Source organism: Halalkalibacterium ligniniphilum, assembly GCF_000334155.1.
GTDB classification, from domain to species: Bacteria; Bacillota; Bacilli; order Bacillales; family Bacillaceae_D; genus Halalkalibacterium; species Halalkalibacterium ligniniphilum.
This window is the reverse complement of record NZ_ANNK01000169.1, coordinates 23922-37418: the sequence shown is the minus strand read 5'-3', so window position 1 is coordinate 37418 and position 13497 is coordinate 23922. Positions and strand designations below refer to the sequence as shown.

The following is a 13497-nucleotide window of genomic DNA, read 5'->3' as shown; positions in this document are numbered from 1 at the left end:
CTCATCCCTGGTGCTAAAATATATTTGGTTCGCCAACCAATATAATAGCTTACGGGGGAGTTTTTTTATGTCTAAAGACAGTAACAGTTTAGTGCATACGAAATGGAATTGTAAGTATCACATTGTATTCGCGCCATAATATAGAAGACAAGCGATATACGGAAAGCTAAAAAAGATATAGGAGAAATTTTGAGGAAATTATGTGAAAGAAAAGGGAGTAGAAATTATAGAAGCAACGGCATGTAAAGACCGCATACATATGTTAGTAAGTATTCCGCCCAAGATAAGCGTGTCAGCGTTTGTCAGGTATTTAAAGGGGAAGAGTAGTTGAATGATATTTGCCCGACATGCAAATCAAAAATATCGATACGGAAATCGGAAATTTTGGTGTACTGGATTTTATGTGGATACAGTCGGAAGAACTAAGAAAGTAATAGAAGAATATATTCGAAATCAAATCCAAGATGATATAGTCGCGTAAGTTTATTAGAATATGTAGGCCCGTTTACAGGGGAAGAAGTGAAAAAGAAGAGAAGAAAAAAATAAGGCAGGTCTGGCCAGTAGAAGTAGTACACATGGTGAACCGTTCACTAGCCCTTTAGGGTTTGGTCAGTAACAAAGGCTTCCAGCGTGGAGCAAAGAGGCTGGGACAAAACGAACGTGTACGATTGAGAAGGCGAACAATGCACAACCTTAGCGAAGTATATTTCCGAAGCGAATGCAATGCATCAACGATCATGACGTTCGGATTTCTTATCAATAAAAACTCTTTTGTCCCAGCCCCTTTGATTTGTGTCATGCCATGGTAGAATGCCGACAGTAAATACGGAAATCATAACGAGCGCAACACTGACCGATATGTATTGTGTGCGATGGAATAAAACTGCAATGATTTTAGTCAATGACAAATGGCTATATCTAACATACGACAGCATTGAGAATTACCATAAGTAGAGACATTTAAAGATTTCATACGTTTACTTGTTGGTTTTCTTCTATATAAATAGTGCAGTGTTTGTTGAGCGGTTTTAGCTGAAAAAGGACGATTGTTTATCGCCCAAAATAAAAGGAGGAAACGCCCGATCCGCTATTGCTTTCCATTAAAGAAGCCCTTATAATAGAAAAAGTGTGGCCAATGCAGATTTACACTTGCTTTGGGTTTTTTACTTGTGTATAATATTGAATGTTGGTCACTGACAGCGATGATGTGGAAGGTTGCTGATACACCCGGCCCCTTTGCCATGGCAGGGTGTAAGGAAATTTTCACGGAGTATGTCTATTTTAAAAATGGACGATAAAGGAGGGGCTATAATGGCAAAGCAAAAAATTCGCATTCGTTTAAAAGCTTATGATCACAGAGTTCTTGACCAATCTGCTGAAAAGATTGTAGAGACTGCGAAACGTTCAGGTGCTAGTGTATCTGGGCCGATCCCGCTTCCGACAGAAAAATCTGTCTACACAATTCTTCGTGCGGTGCATAAATACAAGGATTCACGTGAGCAATTTGAAATGCGTACACATAAACGCTTAATCGATATTGTGAACCCAACACCACAAACGGTTGATGCGTTAATGCGCTTAGATCTACCATCTGGCGTAGATATCGAAATTAAACTTTAATTTTAATATAGACCACAGTCACTGTGGATAAGTAATGGCAAAAAAATAATTTGTTTTATACAGGAGGTGTGACGGATGTCCAAAGGAATCTTAGGAAGAAAAATTGGTATGACTCAAGTATTTGCTGAAAATGGTGAAGTTATCCCAGTAACCGTTATTGAAGCTGAGCCAAATGTTGTTCTTCAAAAGAAGACTGTTGATTCAGATGGCTACGAAGCCGTTCAATTAGGTTTTGCTGACCAGAAAGAAGCAAATGCAAATAAGCCAGCGACTGGCCATGCTGCAAAAGCAAGCACGGCGCCTAAGCGCTTCATCAAGGAAATCCGTGGCGTAAATCTTGACGAGTATGAAGTCGGTCAAGAAGTGAAGGTTGATACATTTGCTGAGGGAGATGTCGTTGACGTAACAGGTACGTCAAAAGGGAAAGGTTTTGCCGGTTCAATTAAGCGCCATAACCAATCTCGCGGACCTATGTCTCACGGTTCTCGTTATCACCGTCGTCCTGGTTCAATGGGTCCAGTTGATCCAAACCGTGTTTTCAAAGGGAAAGCACTTCCAGGTCGTATGGGTGGAGATCAAGTAACTGTTCAAAACCTTGAAATTGTAAAAGTTGATACAGAACGCAATCTTCTTCTCGTAAAAGGAAATGTTCCTGGTGCGAAAAAAAGTTATGTAACGATCCAAACTGGAGTTAAAGTAAAATAAACAAACATAGAAAGGAGGACACATCATGCCGAAAGTAGCATTATTCAACCAAGCAGGTTCTCAAGTTGGGGACATCGAGTTATCTGACACAGTGTTTGGTTTAGAGCCAAACGAGAGTGTTTTACATGACGCTGTTGTGATGCAACAAGCTTCACTTCGTCAAGGTACTCATAAAACAAAAGGACGTTCAGAAGTGCGTGGTGGCGGTCGTAAGCCATGGCGCCAAAAAGGTACAGGACGTGCGCGCCAAGGTTCCATTCGCTCACCTCAATGGGTTGGTGGTGGAGTAGTATTTGGCCCAACGCCTCGTAGCTATAGCTACAAGCTTCCGAAAAAGGTTCGTCGCTTAGCAATTAAATCTGCCCTTTCTAGCAAAGTGAAAGCAGAAGAAATCGTAGTGGTAGAAAACCTTGCACTAGAAGTACCAAAAACAAAAGAAATGGCTAACATTCTTTCTAACTTATCTGTAGACAGCAAAGCGTTGGTTGTCACTGCTGATTATAATGACAATGTTGCATTGTCTGCACGTAACATCCCTGGTGTTACATTTCTAACAGCTGATGGTGTCAACGTACTTGATGTACTTAAGCATGATAAGCTTATCATTACGAAAGAAGCAGTCGAGAAGATAGAGGAGGTGCTTGCATAATGTCAAACGCTCGTGATGTCATTAAGCGCCCCGTCATTACAGAACGTTCTACAGACCTTATGTCTGAGAAGAAATATACTTTCGAAGTAGACGTTCGTGCTAATAAGACTCAAATCAAAGATGCGGTTGAAGAAATCTTTGATGTTAAAGTAGAAAAAGTTAACACAATGAATTACAAAGGGAAGTTCAAGCGTTTCGGTCGTTACACGGGCCATACTGCTCGTCGTAAAAAAGCCATTGTTACACTAACACCTGAGAGCAAAGAACTCGATTTCTTTGAAGGTATCTAAGTTTAAAAGAGAAGGAGGGAAAAAACATGGCGATTAAGAAGTACAAACCGACCAGTGCCGGTCGTCGTGGAATGTCAACATTAGACAACAGAGAAATCACGACTGATAAGCCGGAAAAGTCGTTGCTCGCTCCTTTACACAAGAAAGGCGGACGCAACAACCAAGGTAAATTGACAGTTCGTCACCAAGGTGGTGGCCACAAGCGTCAATACCGTATTATTGACTTCAAACGCAACAAAGATGGAATTCCAGGCCGCGTTGCTACGATCGAATATGATCCTAACCGTTCTGCAAATATTGCTCTTATCAACTACGCTGATGGTGAGAAGCGCTATATTCTTGCGCCTAAAGGCCTTAAAGTAGATATGGTTATCGAATCAGGCGCTGAGGCGGATATCAAGGTAGGTAACGCATTACCACTTAAAAATATCCCAGTGGGTACGGTTATCCACAACATTGAGTTGAAGCCAGGAAAGGGTGGACAGCTTGTACGTTCTGCTGGAACGGAAGCTCAACTTCTTGGTAAAGAGGGGGACTACGTACTCGTACGTCTTAACTCTGGTGAAACTCGTTACATTCTAGCTACTTGCCGTGCAACAATTGGTCAAGTAGGTAACCTAGAGCATGAGCTTGTGAACATTGGTAAAGCAGGTCGTTCTCGTTGGTTAGGCAAGCGCCCAACTGTACGTGGATCTGTTATGAACCCGAACGATCACCCACACGGTGGTGGTGAAGGTAAAGCTCCAATCGGACGTAAGTCTCCAATGTCTCCATGGGGTAAACCAACTCTTGGATACAAGACTCGTAAGAAGAACAAAGCATCCGACAAGTACATTGTACGTCGTCGTAAAAAATAACGGGGTTGCGCTGCGGTTCTATTCTAGAACCGTGGGCCAATCACGAAGGGAGGTACTCAAATGGGTCGTAGCTTAAAAAAGGGACCTTTTGTCGATGATCATTTAATGAAGAAAGTCGAAGCAATGAACGAAGCAGATGATAAGAAAGTGATTAAGACTTGGTCTCGCCGTTCAACGATTTTCCCTGAATTCATCGGTCACACGATCGCTGTCTATGATGGACGCAAGCATGTACCGGTTTATATTTCTGAAGATATGGTTGGTCATAAGCTTGGTGAATTCGCACCTACTCGTACGTATAAAGGCCATGCTGCTGATGACAAGAAAACAAGACGTTAAGTGAGTAAGAGAGGAGGTCCTGTCCATGCAAGCTAAAGCTGTAGCAAAACAAGTGCGTATTGCTCCTCGTAAGGTACGCCTCGTTGTTGACCTTATTCGTGGCAAGCAAGTTGGTGAGGCAATTGCAATTCTTCGTCATACACCAAAGGCTGCGTCACCTGTTGTGGAAAAATTGCTTAACTCTGCGATTGCGAATGCGGAGCACAATTACGAAATGGAACCAAACAACCTCGTAATCAGTGAAGCATATGTAAATGAAGGTGTAACGCTTAAACGTTTCCGTCCACGTGCAATGGGACGTGCAAGCCGCATTAACAAACGCACAAGTCATATTACGATTGTTGTAACAGAAAAGAAGGAGGGATAAAGCGTGGGTCAAAAAGTTAATCCGGTCGGGCTTCGAGTTGGCATTATTCGTGACTGGGAGTCTAAATGGTACGCTGAAAAAGATTACGCTGATCTACTTCACGAAGATATTAAAATTCGTGAATACATTGAGAAGCGTTTAAAAGATGCATCTGTATCTAAAGTTGAAATCGAACGTGCTGCAAACCGCGTAAATATTACAATTTCTACTGCTAAGCCTGGTATGGTGATCGGAAAAGGCGGTTCTGAAGTTGAAGCATTACGCAAAGCACTAAATGAATTAACGGGCAAACGAGTTCACATTAACATCTTCGAAATCAAGCAAGCTGACTTAGATGCGAAGCTTGTTGCTGAGAACATCGCTCGTCAATTAGAAAATCGTATTTCGTTCCGTCGTGCAATGAAGCAAGCAATCCAACGTACAATGCGTGCAGGTGCAAAGGGTATTAAAACTCAAGTATCTGGTCGTCTTGGTGGTGCAGATATCGCACGGGCAGAACACTATAGCGAAGGAACTGTTCCACTTCACACGCTTCGTGCTGATATTGACTATGGTACAGCTGAAGCTGATACAACTTACGGTAAGTTAGGTGTGAAAATCTGGATTTATCGTGGTGAAGTCCTTCCAACGAAAGGAACGAACAAAGAGGAAGGAGGCAACTAATCATGTTATTGCCAAAACGTGTGAAATATCGTCGTGAACACCGTGGAAAAATGCGCGGTCGTGCAAAAGGTGGCACTGAAGTACATTTCGGTGAATATGGTCTTCAAGCTCTTGAAGCGTCTTGGATTACAAACCGTCAAATCGAAGCTGCTCGTATTGCAATGACTCGTTACATGAAGCGTGGCGGTAAAGTTTGGATTAAAATTTTCCCGTCAAAGCCTTACACTGCTAAGCCGCTTGAAGTACGGATGGGTTCTGGTAAAGGGGCACCTGAAGGATGGGTAGCTGTAGTAAAGCCAGGAAAGATTATGTTTGAGATCTCTGGTGTTTCTGAGGAAGTGGCTCGTGAAGCGTTGCGTCTAGCTTCTCATAAGCTACCTGTAAAATGTAAGTTTGTAAAACGCGAAGAAGTGGGTGGTGACGCAAATGAAAGCTAATGAAATCCGTAACTTAACCACTGCTGAAATTGAGCAAAAGACAAAGGCTCTAAAGGAAGAGTTGTTTAACCTTCGCTTCCAACTAGCGACTGGACAACTTGATAACCCAACCCGTATTCGTGAAGTTCGTAAAGCAATTGCGCGTGCGAAGACTGTATTGCGTGAACGTGAGCTTGGAATTAACAACGGCTAAAAAGGAGGTTTGCTGAATGGAACGCAACCAACGTAAAGTATATACGGGGCGCGTTGTTTCTGACAAAATGGATAAGACAATTACTGTTCTTGTCGAAACATATAAGAAAGACCGCCTTTATGGAAAGCGTGTGAAATACTCTAAGAAGTTTAAAGCACATGATGAAAACAATAGCGCTAAGATTGGCGATATCGTTAAAATTATGGAAACTCGTCCGCTTTCAAAAGATAAACGTTTCCGCTTAATTGAAATCGTAGAAGAAGCGGTTATTATCTAAATAGATGTAGTCTCGATCCGAAGGGAGGTAAGTTCGAATGATTCAACAAGAAACCCGTTTAAAGGTTGCTGACAACTCTGGTGCACGTGAAGTTCTTTGTATTAAAGTTCTAGGTGGTTCTGGTCGCAAGACAGCTAACATTGGTGATATTATTGTTTGTTCGGTGAAACAAGCAACACCAGGTGGCGTTGTCAAGAAAGGTGACGTTGTTAAAGCGGTTATCGTACGTTCAAAGAGCGGTGTTCGCCGTAACGATGGTTCATACATCAAGTTTGACGAAAATGCTGCTGTTATTGTTCGTGACGATAAGAGCCCACGCGGTACTCGTATTTTCGGACCAGTTGCACGTGAACTTCGTGACAACCAATTCATGAAGATCGTGTCTCTTGCTCCAGAAGTTCTTTAATAGATAATGATTGAAAGGCCCTGTCAAGGAGGTGCGAACATGGCGAAGATGCATGTCAAAAAAGGTGACACAGTGAAGGTCATCTCTGGTAAAGACAAAGGGAAACAAGGCGTGGTTTTAGAAGCGTATCCGAAAAAGAATCGCGTGCTTGTAGAAGGTGTTAACATTGTCAAGAAGCACGCGAAGCCATCTCAAGATAATCCACAAGGTGGAATCTTGAATCAAGAAGCGGCAATTCATGCTTCAAACGTTATGCCTATTGATCCTAAGAGCGGTGAACCTACTCGTGTAGGTTATAAAGTAGAGAACGGCAAAAAAGTACGTATTGCAAAGAAGTCTGGCGAAGCTTTAGATAAGTAGTCAGAGGGTGAAAGGAGGTCAAACGCATGAATCGTCTTAAAGAGAAGTATCAAAATGAAATCGTACCTTCTCTCATGGAGAAGTTTAACTATTCATCTATTATGGCGGTGCCTAAACTTGAAAAGATCGTTGTGAACATGGGTGTAGGTGACGCTGTATCAAACGCAAAGGTGCTAGATAAAGCAGTTGAAGAACTAACTGAAATCACTGGTCAAAAGCCAGTTGTCACAAAAGCGAAGAAATCAATTGCTGGTTTCAAACTTCGTGAAGGCATGCCAATCGGTGCGAAGGTTACTCTTCGTGGTGAGCGTATGTATGAATTTCTTGATAAGTTAGTTTCTGTTTCATTACCACGTGTACGTGACTTCCGTGGAATTTCTAAAAAAGCATTTGACGGTCGTGGTAACTATACGCTTGGTGTGAAAGAGCAATTAATTTTCCCTGAGATTGATTATGATAAAGTCGATAAAGTTCGTGGTATGGACGTTGTTATCGTTACAACAGCAAAAACCGACGAAGAAGCACGTGAATTATTGACTCAAATGGGTATGCCATTCCAAAAATAATCGACGACGTGTCGAAGAGGAGGGAAAACGTTGGCAAAGAAATCTATGATTGCAAAGCAAAAGCGTGCACACAAGTATAAAGTACAAGAATACACAAGATGTGAGCGTTGCGGTCGTCCTCATTCAGTCATGCGTAAGTTTAAATTATGCCGGATTTGCTTCAGAGAACTTGCTTACAAAGGGCAAATTCCTGGCGTGAAAAAAGCAAGCTGGTAAGCCCCAGAACGGGAAGGAGGTTAAACACATGGTGATGACAGATCCTATTGCAGATATGCTGACTCGCATTCGTAATGCGAATACAGTGCGTCATGAGAAGCTTGAACTACCTGCTTCAAAGGTAAAAAAGGAGATCGCTGAAATCCTTAAGCGTGAAGGTTTCATTCGTGACTATGAATTCATTGAAGATAACAAGCAAGGTGTAATCCGCATCTTCTTAAAATATGGTACAACAAACGAGCGTGTTATTACTGGTCTTAAGCGTATCAGTAAGCCAGGGCTTCGCGTATATGCGAAAGCAGGCGAACTACCTCGTGTACTTGGCGGTCTTGGTATCGCGATTGTTTCAACATCTAAAGGTGTAATGACAGACAAGGAAGCACGTCAGCAGCAAGTTGGCGGAGAAGTATTAGCGTACGTTTGGTAATACAATCCTTGAAATGAATGGAGGTGTCGTAGAATGTCTCGTGTCGGTAATAAACCGGTGGTAATTCCAAGTGGAGTAACGATTACTCTTAACGAGAACTTGCTAACAGTTAAGGGTCCTAAAGGTGAATTAAAGCGTGAACTTCACCCTGATATGAAAATTACGATTGAAGAGAACCAAGTAACAGTTGAGCGTCCTTCTGATGTGAAGGAACACCGTGCACTACATGGTACAACTCGTAGCTTAATTAACAACATGGTTGAAGGTGTTTCAAAAGGCTATGAAAAAGCTTTAGAGCTTATCGGTGTTGGGTATCGTGCATCGAAATCTGGTCAAAAGCTTGTTCTTAACGTTGGGTACTCTCACCCAGTAGAAATTGTTCCTGAAGCAGGAATTGAAATCGATGTTCCTTCTAACACAAAAGTTGTTGTAAAAGGAATTGACAAAGAACGCGTAGGAGCAGTTGCTTCAAACATCCGTTCAGTACGTCTTCCTGAACCATACAAAGGCAAAGGAATTCGCTATGAGGGCGAATACGTACGTCGTAAAGAAGGTAAGACTGGTAAATAAAAGATAAGTTAACGGAAAGGAATGACGTTCAATGATTACGAAGGCTAATAAAAATGTGGCTCGTAAAAAGAGACACGCGCATGTTCGTCGTACTGTAACAGGTACACCTGAACGTCCACGCCTCAACGTTTTCCGTTCTTCTAAGCACATTTACGCACAACTCATCGATGATGTGAACGGCGTAACTGTAGCGTCTGCTTCAAGCCTTGATAAAGAGCTTAAGTTAGAGAATGGTGGCAACGTTGAAGCTGCAAAGCAAGTTGGAGAACTTGTTGCAAAGCGTGCACTTGATAAAGGATACAAAGTTGTCGTATTTGACCGTGGTGGATACGTGTATCACGGACGTGTGGCAACTCTTGCAGATGCAGCCCGTGAAGCTGGGTTGCAATTTTAATGAACAAAGGAGGGAAAACGAATGCGTCGTATTGACCCTAATACGTTGGAACTTGAAGAGAAAGTTGTTGCCGTCAATCGTGTAGCAAAGGTCGTAAAAGGTGGACGTCGTTTCCGTTTTGCTGCATTGGTTGTTGTTGGCGATAAAAACGGCCATGTTGGATTCGGTATGGGTAAAGCACAGGAAGTTCCTGAGGCAATCCGTAAAGCGGTAGAAGATGCGAAGAAAAACCTTGTTGAGGTACCAGTTGTTGGAACAACGATTCCACACGAAATTATTGGACACTTTGGAGCAGGTCGAGTACTACTTAAGCCAGCTTCTGAAGGTACAGGGGTTATTGCTGGTGGACCGGTTCGTGCGGTTCTTGATCTTGCTGGTGTCGGCGATATCCTTTCAAAATCTTTAGGCTCAAACAACCCTATCAACATGGTTCGTGCTACAATGCAAGGCCTTAAAGAATTAAAGCGTGCTGAGGAAGTTGCAAAACTTCGCGGTAAAACTGTGGAAGAACTGTTAGGATAAGGAGGGAAACCAAATGGCTAAGAAATTAGAAATTACCCTCACTCGTAGTCTGATTGGTCGTCCAGAAAACCAACGTGTAACGGTAAAAACACTTGGTTTGCGTAAAATGCACCAAACAGTTGTACAGGAAGATAATGCAGCGATTCGTGGGATGATCAACAAAGTATCACATTTGTTAACAGTTAAAGAAATCGAAGCATAATCGATCAATTTATACATGAGGAGGTGTCAACATGAAACTTCATGAGTTGAAGCCTGCAGAAGGATCTCGTAAAGTGCGTAACCGCGTAGGGCGTGGTATTGGATCTGGAAACGGAAAAACGGCTGGTAAAGGACATAAAGGGCAAAACGCTCGTTCAGGTGGCGGTGTTCGTCTTGGATTTGAAGGGGGTCAAAACCCATTATACCGTCGGTTACCAAAACGTGGTTTCACGAATCCTACACGTAAGGTGTTCTCGCTTGTAAATCTTGAAACACTTAACCGTTTTGAAGATGGAACAGAGGTAACTCCTGAACTTCTTATCGAAACAGGTGTCGTGAAGAACGTCAAGGATGGCATTAAGATTCTTGGTAATGGTAAGCTCGAAAAGAACTTAACTGTAAAAGCTAACAAGTTTTCTGCTAGTGCAGTTGAGGCAATCGAAGCAGCTGGCGGGAAAACTGAGGTGATTTAATGTTCCGAACGATCTCCAACATTATGCGAGTGGGTGATTTACGCCGGAAGGTTATTTTCACCCTACTCATGCTCATTGTATTTCGAATTGGGAGCTTTATTCCTGTTCCTGGATCGAATCGAGATGCTCTTGACTTTATGGACCAGGCGAATGCCTTTGGCTTTTTAAATACGTTTGGTGGTGGAGCATTAGGGAACTTCTCGATTTTTGCAATGGGTATAATGCCATATATCACAGCATCAATTGTCGTCCAATTGCTTCAAATGGATGTCGTGCCGAAATTTGCTGAGTGGGCAAAACAGGGCGAGGCTGGCCGACGTAAGTTAGCCCAGTTCACCCGCTATGGGACGATCGTTTTAGGTTTCATTCAAGCACTAGGAATGTCAGTCGGGTTTAATAGTTTATTCCCGGGATTAATTCCGAATCCTAGTGTACCAATGTATTTATTTATTGCGCTTGTGCTAACAGCAGGAACGGCCTTCTTAATGTGGCTTGGTGAACAAATCACGGCCAAAGGAGTCGGGAACGGGATTTCAATCATTATTTTTGCAGGTATCGCTGCAGGAATTCCGAATGGTCTAAATCAAATTTACGTTTCGCAAATCCAAGATGCAGGAGATCAGCTTTTCTTGAGCATCGTGACAATCCTTCTTCTGGCACTTGCCGTTTTAGCGATTATTGTTGGTGTTATCTTCGTCCAACAGGCGTTACGTAAAATCCCTGTTCAATATGCAAAACGTCTGGTAGGTAGAAATCCAGTGGGTGGTCAATCTACTCATTTACCATTAAAGGTAAATGCAGCAGGGGTTATCCCAGTAATCTTTGCAATGTCACTCTTTCTATTCCCGCCTACAGTTGCTGGTTTCTTTGGAACTGACAATGAAATCGCTGCATGGATCGTTCGCGTATTTGACTATACTGAGCCAATCGGTATGATCTTTTATGCGGCGTTGATTATTGGTTTTACGTATTTTTATACATTTATCCAAGTCAACCCAGAGCAGATGGCAGAGAATTTGAAAAAGCAAGGTGGATACATTCCTGGAATTCGACCGGGTAAGACAACACAGGCCTATATTACACGTATTTTGTATCGGTTAACGTTTGTTGGGGCTTTGTTTCTTACAACAGTTGCGATTATTCCAGTTTTCTTTACTCAGTTTATGGAGCTGCCGCCAGCTATTCAAATTGGTGGAACTGGTTTGTTAATCGTTGTTGGTGTAGCATTGGATACGATGAAACAGATTGAAAGTCAATTAATTAAACGTTCTTATAAAGGCTTTATTAAGTAACGAAGGGCAGGAAAGAGAAGAGAAGTGTTTCTTCCTGTTCGCCTTCTGTTCTTATATCGGAGCGATGGAGGGGATCGACATGAATCTGATTCTTATGGGGCTTCCTGGTGCCGGGAAAGGTACACAGGCAGAACGAATTGTAGAAAAGTATAACATCCCACATATTTCAACCGGTGATATGTTCCGTGCTGCTATTAAGGAAGAAACGGAACTTGGGATGAAAGCAAAGTCGTTTATGGACGCTGGTGAGCTTGTGCCAGATGAAGTAACGATTGGAATCGTGCGAGAACGCCTTAGCAAAAGTGATTGTGAGAATGGTTTCTTATTAGATGGATTTCCACGTACCGTTGCTCAAGCAGAAGCGCTTGAAAAGATGCTAGCTTCTATGGAACGTCAGCTTGATTACGTCCTTAACATCGATGTACCAGAGCAGCTATTAATGGATCGCTTAACAGGTCGTCGTGTGTCACCTACATCTGGAAGAACCTATCACGTCATGTTCAACCCTCCTAAGGTTGAAGGCATCTGCGATGTAGACGGTAGTGAGTTGATTCAACGCGATGATGATAAGCCTGAAACTGTAAAAAAACGTTTAGAGGTCAATCAAAAACAGGCACAGCCACTCATTGATTTCTACACAGAAAAAGGTTATCTGAAAAACATCAATGGTGATCAAGACATCAATAAGGTGTTTGAAGATATTGACCAACTTCTGAAAGGACTCTCTGCATGATTATTAGTAAGACAGAGCGAGAAATTGAAATCATGCGAGAAGCTGGCAGAATTGTTGCTTTGACCCATCAGGAGTTAAAGAAACACATTCAGCCTGGAGTTACAACAAAGGAATTAGATGAGATTGCAGAGAAGTTGATTCGTTCATACGGAGCAACACCTTCTTTCAAAGGCTATAATGGTTTTTCAGGTAGCATCTGCGCTTCAGTAAATGAAGAATTGGTACATGGGATTCCAGGTAAAAGGGTGCTCAAAGAAGGGGATATCATCAGTGTTGACATCGGTGCAAAATACAACGGCTACCACGGCGATTCCGCATGGACGTATGCCGTTGGAGAAATATCAGAGGAAGACCAAAGGTTACTTGATGTAACTGAAGCGTCTCTCTACAAGGGATTGGAAGAAGCAAAGCCAGGTGAGCGATTGTCAAATATCTCTCATGCGATTCAATCATATGTGGAACCTAAAGGATACTCGATTGTTCGTGAGTATGTTGGGCATGGAGTCGGGCAAGACTTACATGAAGATCCACAAATCCCTCACTATGGTCCTCCTGGTAAAGGGCCGCGTTTGAAGCCAGGCATGGTACTTGCTATTGAACCGATGGTAAACGCAGGTTCTCGATATGTGCGAACGTTATCTGATAACTGGACAGTTGTAACAGTTGATAAGAAAAACTGTGCACACTTTGAGCATACGATTGCGATCACTGAAACTGGGTATGAAATTTTAACAAAGCTAAGCTAAAAGGTAATGACAGTGGGATAACACTGGGCTAAGAGTGATCCGAATGATAAAGGTCGAGATCAAGACTAGTTTAATGGTATGATTAAACGTGTTATTCATTTCGCTAATTATCTGAGTGAAAAGCATAATACCTGAACAGCTTGCATATCTTTCATCCGTCGCTTGCTTCTGCTTTGAAATAACAGGGTGGTTAC

At 42.4% G+C, this 13497-nt stretch carries 24 protein-coding genes and 1 pseudogene; all 25 read left to right on the top strand.

Annotation, left to right across the window (positions count from 1 at the left end; translation table 11 throughout):
* The first annotated feature begins 67 nt into the window (after positions 1 to 67).
* The 25 genes and pseudogenes from tnpA (at position 68) to map (ending at position 13303) form a co-directional block, all read left to right on the top strand.
* Positions 68 to 546: pseudogene (tnpA, locus tag BLT_RS22515) on the top strand (IS200/IS605 family transposase).
* A gap of 765 nt (positions 547 to 1311) precedes the next feature.
* On the top strand, positions 1312 to 1620 hold the full coding sequence (gene rpsJ / locus BLT_RS0120650; protein WP_017729599.1) for a 30S ribosomal protein S10: 309 nt from the start codon (positions 1312 to 1314) through the stop codon (positions 1618 to 1620).
* A gap of 75 nt (positions 1621 to 1695) precedes the next feature.
* The gene (gene rplC / locus BLT_RS0120645) at positions 1696 to 2325 is read left to right on the top strand and encodes a 50S ribosomal protein L3 (protein ID WP_017729598.1); all 630 of its coding nucleotides are present in this window, start codon (positions 1696 to 1698) and stop codon (positions 2323 to 2325) included.
* Between the two features lie 25 nt (positions 2326 to 2350).
* Complete coding sequence (gene rplD / locus BLT_RS0120640; RefSeq protein ID WP_017729597.1) at positions 2351 to 2974, top strand: 50S ribosomal protein L4; 624 nt, start codon at positions 2351 to 2353, stop codon at positions 2972 to 2974.
* A complete protein-coding gene (gene rplW, locus BLT_RS0120635) occupies positions 2974 to 3264 on the top strand; it encodes a 50S ribosomal protein L23 (protein ID WP_017729596.1) in 291 nt (96 codons plus the stop codon). The genes rplD and rplW overlap by 1 nt, the downstream gene beginning before the upstream one ends.
* 26 nt (positions 3265 to 3290) lie before the next feature.
* Positions 3291 to 4121, top strand: a complete 831-nt coding sequence (gene rplB / locus BLT_RS0120630; RefSeq protein WP_017729595.1) for a 50S ribosomal protein L2 — start codon at positions 3291 to 3293, stop codon at positions 4119 to 4121.
* A 60-nt stretch (positions 4122 to 4181) separates the two neighbouring features.
* Positions 4182 to 4460 (top strand): 30S ribosomal protein S19, encoded by a 279-nt coding sequence (rpsS, locus tag BLT_RS0120625; RefSeq protein ID WP_017729594.1) that lies wholly within the window; start codon positions 4182 to 4184, stop codon positions 4458 to 4460.
* A gap of 25 nt (positions 4461 to 4485) precedes the next feature.
* Positions 4486 to 4827, top strand: a complete 342-nt coding sequence (rplV, locus tag BLT_RS0120620; protein WP_017729593.1) for a 50S ribosomal protein L22 — start codon at positions 4486 to 4488, stop codon at positions 4825 to 4827.
* 3 nt (positions 4828 to 4830) lie between these two features.
* Entirely contained in the window at positions 4831 to 5490 is a 660-nt protein-coding gene (gene rpsC / locus BLT_RS0120615) for a 30S ribosomal protein S3 (protein ID WP_017729592.1), read from the top strand.
* Between the two features lie 2 nt (positions 5491 to 5492).
* Complete coding sequence (gene rplP, locus BLT_RS0120610; RefSeq protein WP_017729591.1) at positions 5493 to 5927, top strand: 50S ribosomal protein L16; 435 nt, start codon at positions 5493 to 5495, stop codon at positions 5925 to 5927.
* Positions 5917 to 6120 carry a 50S ribosomal protein L29 gene (gene rpmC / locus BLT_RS0120605; RefSeq protein WP_017729590.1) on the top strand — a complete coding sequence of 68 codons (204 nt, stop codon included), beginning with the start codon at positions 5917 to 5919 and terminating at the stop codon, positions 6118 to 6120. Before rplP ends, rpmC begins: the two co-directional genes overlap by 11 nt.
* Before the next feature lie 16 nt (positions 6121 to 6136).
* A complete protein-coding gene (rpsQ, locus tag BLT_RS0120600) occupies positions 6137 to 6397 on the top strand; it encodes a 30S ribosomal protein S17 (RefSeq protein ID WP_017729589.1) in 261 nt (86 codons plus the stop codon).
* A gap of 37 nt (positions 6398 to 6434) precedes the next feature.
* On the top strand, positions 6435 to 6803 hold the full coding sequence (gene rplN / locus BLT_RS0120595) for a 50S ribosomal protein L14 (RefSeq protein WP_017729588.1): 369 nt from the start codon (positions 6435 to 6437) through the stop codon (positions 6801 to 6803).
* A gap of 48 nt (positions 6804 to 6851) precedes the next feature.
* Complete coding sequence (rplX, locus tag BLT_RS0120590; protein ID WP_026105224.1) at positions 6852 to 7163, top strand: 50S ribosomal protein L24; 312 nt, start codon at positions 6852 to 6854, stop codon at positions 7161 to 7163.
* A gap of 26 nt (positions 7164 to 7189) precedes the next feature.
* The gene (gene rplE, locus BLT_RS0120585) at positions 7190 to 7729 is read left to right on the top strand and encodes a 50S ribosomal protein L5 (RefSeq protein ID WP_017729586.1); all 540 of its coding nucleotides are present in this window, start codon (positions 7190 to 7192) and stop codon (positions 7727 to 7729) included.
* Positions 7730 to 7759: 30 nt separating this feature from the next.
* Positions 7760 to 7945, top strand: a complete 186-nt coding sequence (locus BLT_RS0120580) for a type Z 30S ribosomal protein S14 (protein ID WP_017729585.1) — start codon at positions 7760 to 7762, stop codon at positions 7943 to 7945.
* Positions 7946 to 7973: 28 nt separating this feature from the next.
* Complete coding sequence (gene rpsH / locus BLT_RS0120575) at positions 7974 to 8372, top strand: 30S ribosomal protein S8 (protein ID WP_017729584.1); 399 nt, start codon at positions 7974 to 7976, stop codon at positions 8370 to 8372.
* 33 nt (positions 8373 to 8405) lie between these two features.
* Positions 8406 to 8942 carry a 50S ribosomal protein L6 gene (gene rplF / locus BLT_RS0120570; protein ID WP_017729583.1) on the top strand — a complete coding sequence of 179 codons (537 nt, stop codon included), beginning with the start codon at positions 8406 to 8408 and terminating at the stop codon, positions 8940 to 8942.
* Between the two features lie 31 nt (positions 8943 to 8973).
* Entirely contained in the window at positions 8974 to 9336 is a 363-nt protein-coding gene (rplR, locus tag BLT_RS0120565; protein WP_017729582.1) for a 50S ribosomal protein L18, read from the top strand.
* A 21-nt stretch (positions 9337 to 9357) separates the two neighbouring features.
* On the top strand, positions 9358 to 9858 hold the full coding sequence (gene rpsE / locus BLT_RS0120560) for a 30S ribosomal protein S5 (RefSeq protein ID WP_017729581.1): 501 nt from the start codon (positions 9358 to 9360) through the stop codon (positions 9856 to 9858).
* A gap of 13 nt (positions 9859 to 9871) precedes the next feature.
* Positions 9872 to 10060 carry a 50S ribosomal protein L30 gene (gene rpmD / locus BLT_RS0120555; protein ID WP_017729580.1) on the top strand — a complete coding sequence of 63 codons (189 nt, stop codon included), beginning with the start codon at positions 9872 to 9874 and terminating at the stop codon, positions 10058 to 10060.
* 31 nt (positions 10061 to 10091) lie between these two features.
* Positions 10092 to 10532, top strand: coding sequence for a 50S ribosomal protein L15 (gene rplO, locus BLT_RS0120550; RefSeq protein ID WP_017729579.1), 441 nt, complete (start codon positions 10092 to 10094; stop codon positions 10530 to 10532).
* Positions 10532 to 11824 (top strand): preprotein translocase subunit SecY, encoded by a 1293-nt coding sequence (gene secY / locus BLT_RS0120545; RefSeq protein WP_017729578.1) that lies wholly within the window; start codon positions 10532 to 10534, stop codon positions 11822 to 11824. Before rplO ends, secY begins: the two co-directional genes overlap by 1 nt.
* A gap of 79 nt (positions 11825 to 11903) precedes the next feature.
* Positions 11904 to 12557: an adenylate kinase gene (locus tag BLT_RS0120540; protein WP_017729577.1), complete on the top strand. Its 654-nt coding sequence runs from the start codon at positions 11904 to 11906 to the stop codon at positions 12555 to 12557.
* Complete coding sequence (map, locus tag BLT_RS0120535; protein WP_017729576.1) at positions 12554 to 13303, top strand: type I methionyl aminopeptidase; 750 nt, start codon at positions 12554 to 12556, stop codon at positions 13301 to 13303. The genes BLT_RS0120540 and map overlap by 4 nt, the downstream gene beginning before the upstream one ends.
* Positions 13304 to 13497 lie beyond the last annotated feature (194 nt).

What these genes read in the sequence shown, in the direction of transcription:
- rpsJ (WP_017729599.1), top strand. Translation starts at nt 1,312, where the DNA reads ATGGCAAAGCAAAAAATTCGCATTCGTTTAAAAGCTTATGATCACAGA.
- rplC (WP_017729598.1), top strand. Translation starts at nt 1,696, where the DNA reads ATGTCCAAAGGAATCTTAGGAAGAAAAATTGGTATGACTCAAGTATTT.
- rplD (WP_017729597.1), top strand. Translation starts at nt 2,351, where the DNA reads ATGCCGAAAGTAGCATTATTCAACCAAGCAGGTTCTCAAGTTGGGGAC.
- rplW (WP_017729596.1), top strand. Translation starts at nt 2,974, where the DNA reads ATGTCAAACGCTCGTGATGTCATTAAGCGCCCCGTCATTACAGAACGT.
- rplB (WP_017729595.1), top strand. Translation starts at nt 3,291, where the DNA reads ATGGCGATTAAGAAGTACAAACCGACCAGTGCCGGTCGTCGTGGAATG.
- rpsS (WP_017729594.1), top strand. Translation starts at nt 4,182, where the DNA reads ATGGGTCGTAGCTTAAAAAAGGGACCTTTTGTCGATGATCATTTAATG.
- rplV (WP_017729593.1), top strand. Translation starts at nt 4,486, where the DNA reads ATGCAAGCTAAAGCTGTAGCAAAACAAGTGCGTATTGCTCCTCGTAAG.
- rplP (WP_017729591.1), top strand. Translation starts at nt 5,493, where the DNA reads ATGTTATTGCCAAAACGTGTGAAATATCGTCGTGAACACCGTGGAAAA.
- rpmC (WP_017729590.1), top strand. Translation starts at nt 5,917, where the DNA reads ATGAAAGCTAATGAAATCCGTAACTTAACCACTGCTGAAATTGAGCAA.
- rpsQ (WP_017729589.1), top strand. Translation starts at nt 6,137, where the DNA reads ATGGAACGCAACCAACGTAAAGTATATACGGGGCGCGTTGTTTCTGAC.
- rplN (WP_017729588.1), top strand. Translation starts at nt 6,435, where the DNA reads ATGATTCAACAAGAAACCCGTTTAAAGGTTGCTGACAACTCTGGTGCA.
- rplX (WP_026105224.1), top strand. Translation starts at nt 6,852, where the DNA reads ATGCATGTCAAAAAAGGTGACACAGTGAAGGTCATCTCTGGTAAAGAC.
- rplE (WP_017729586.1), top strand. Translation starts at nt 7,190, where the DNA reads ATGAATCGTCTTAAAGAGAAGTATCAAAATGAAATCGTACCTTCTCTC.
- rpsH (WP_017729584.1), top strand. Translation starts at nt 7,974, where the DNA reads ATGGTGATGACAGATCCTATTGCAGATATGCTGACTCGCATTCGTAAT.
- rplF (WP_017729583.1), top strand. Translation starts at nt 8,406, where the DNA reads ATGTCTCGTGTCGGTAATAAACCGGTGGTAATTCCAAGTGGAGTAACG.
- rplR (WP_017729582.1), top strand. Translation starts at nt 8,974, where the DNA reads ATGATTACGAAGGCTAATAAAAATGTGGCTCGTAAAAAGAGACACGCG.
- rpsE (WP_017729581.1), top strand. Translation starts at nt 9,358, where the DNA reads ATGCGTCGTATTGACCCTAATACGTTGGAACTTGAAGAGAAAGTTGTT.
- rpmD (WP_017729580.1), top strand. Translation starts at nt 9,872, where the DNA reads ATGGCTAAGAAATTAGAAATTACCCTCACTCGTAGTCTGATTGGTCGT.
- rplO (WP_017729579.1), top strand. Translation starts at nt 10,092, where the DNA reads ATGAAACTTCATGAGTTGAAGCCTGCAGAAGGATCTCGTAAAGTGCGT.
- secY (WP_017729578.1), top strand. Translation starts at nt 10,532, where the DNA reads ATGTTCCGAACGATCTCCAACATTATGCGAGTGGGTGATTTACGCCGG.
- BLT_RS0120540 (WP_017729577.1), top strand. Translation starts at nt 11,904, where the DNA reads ATGAATCTGATTCTTATGGGGCTTCCTGGTGCCGGGAAAGGTACACAG.
- map (WP_017729576.1), top strand. Translation starts at nt 12,554, where the DNA reads ATGATTATTAGTAAGACAGAGCGAGAAATTGAAATCATGCGAGAAGCT.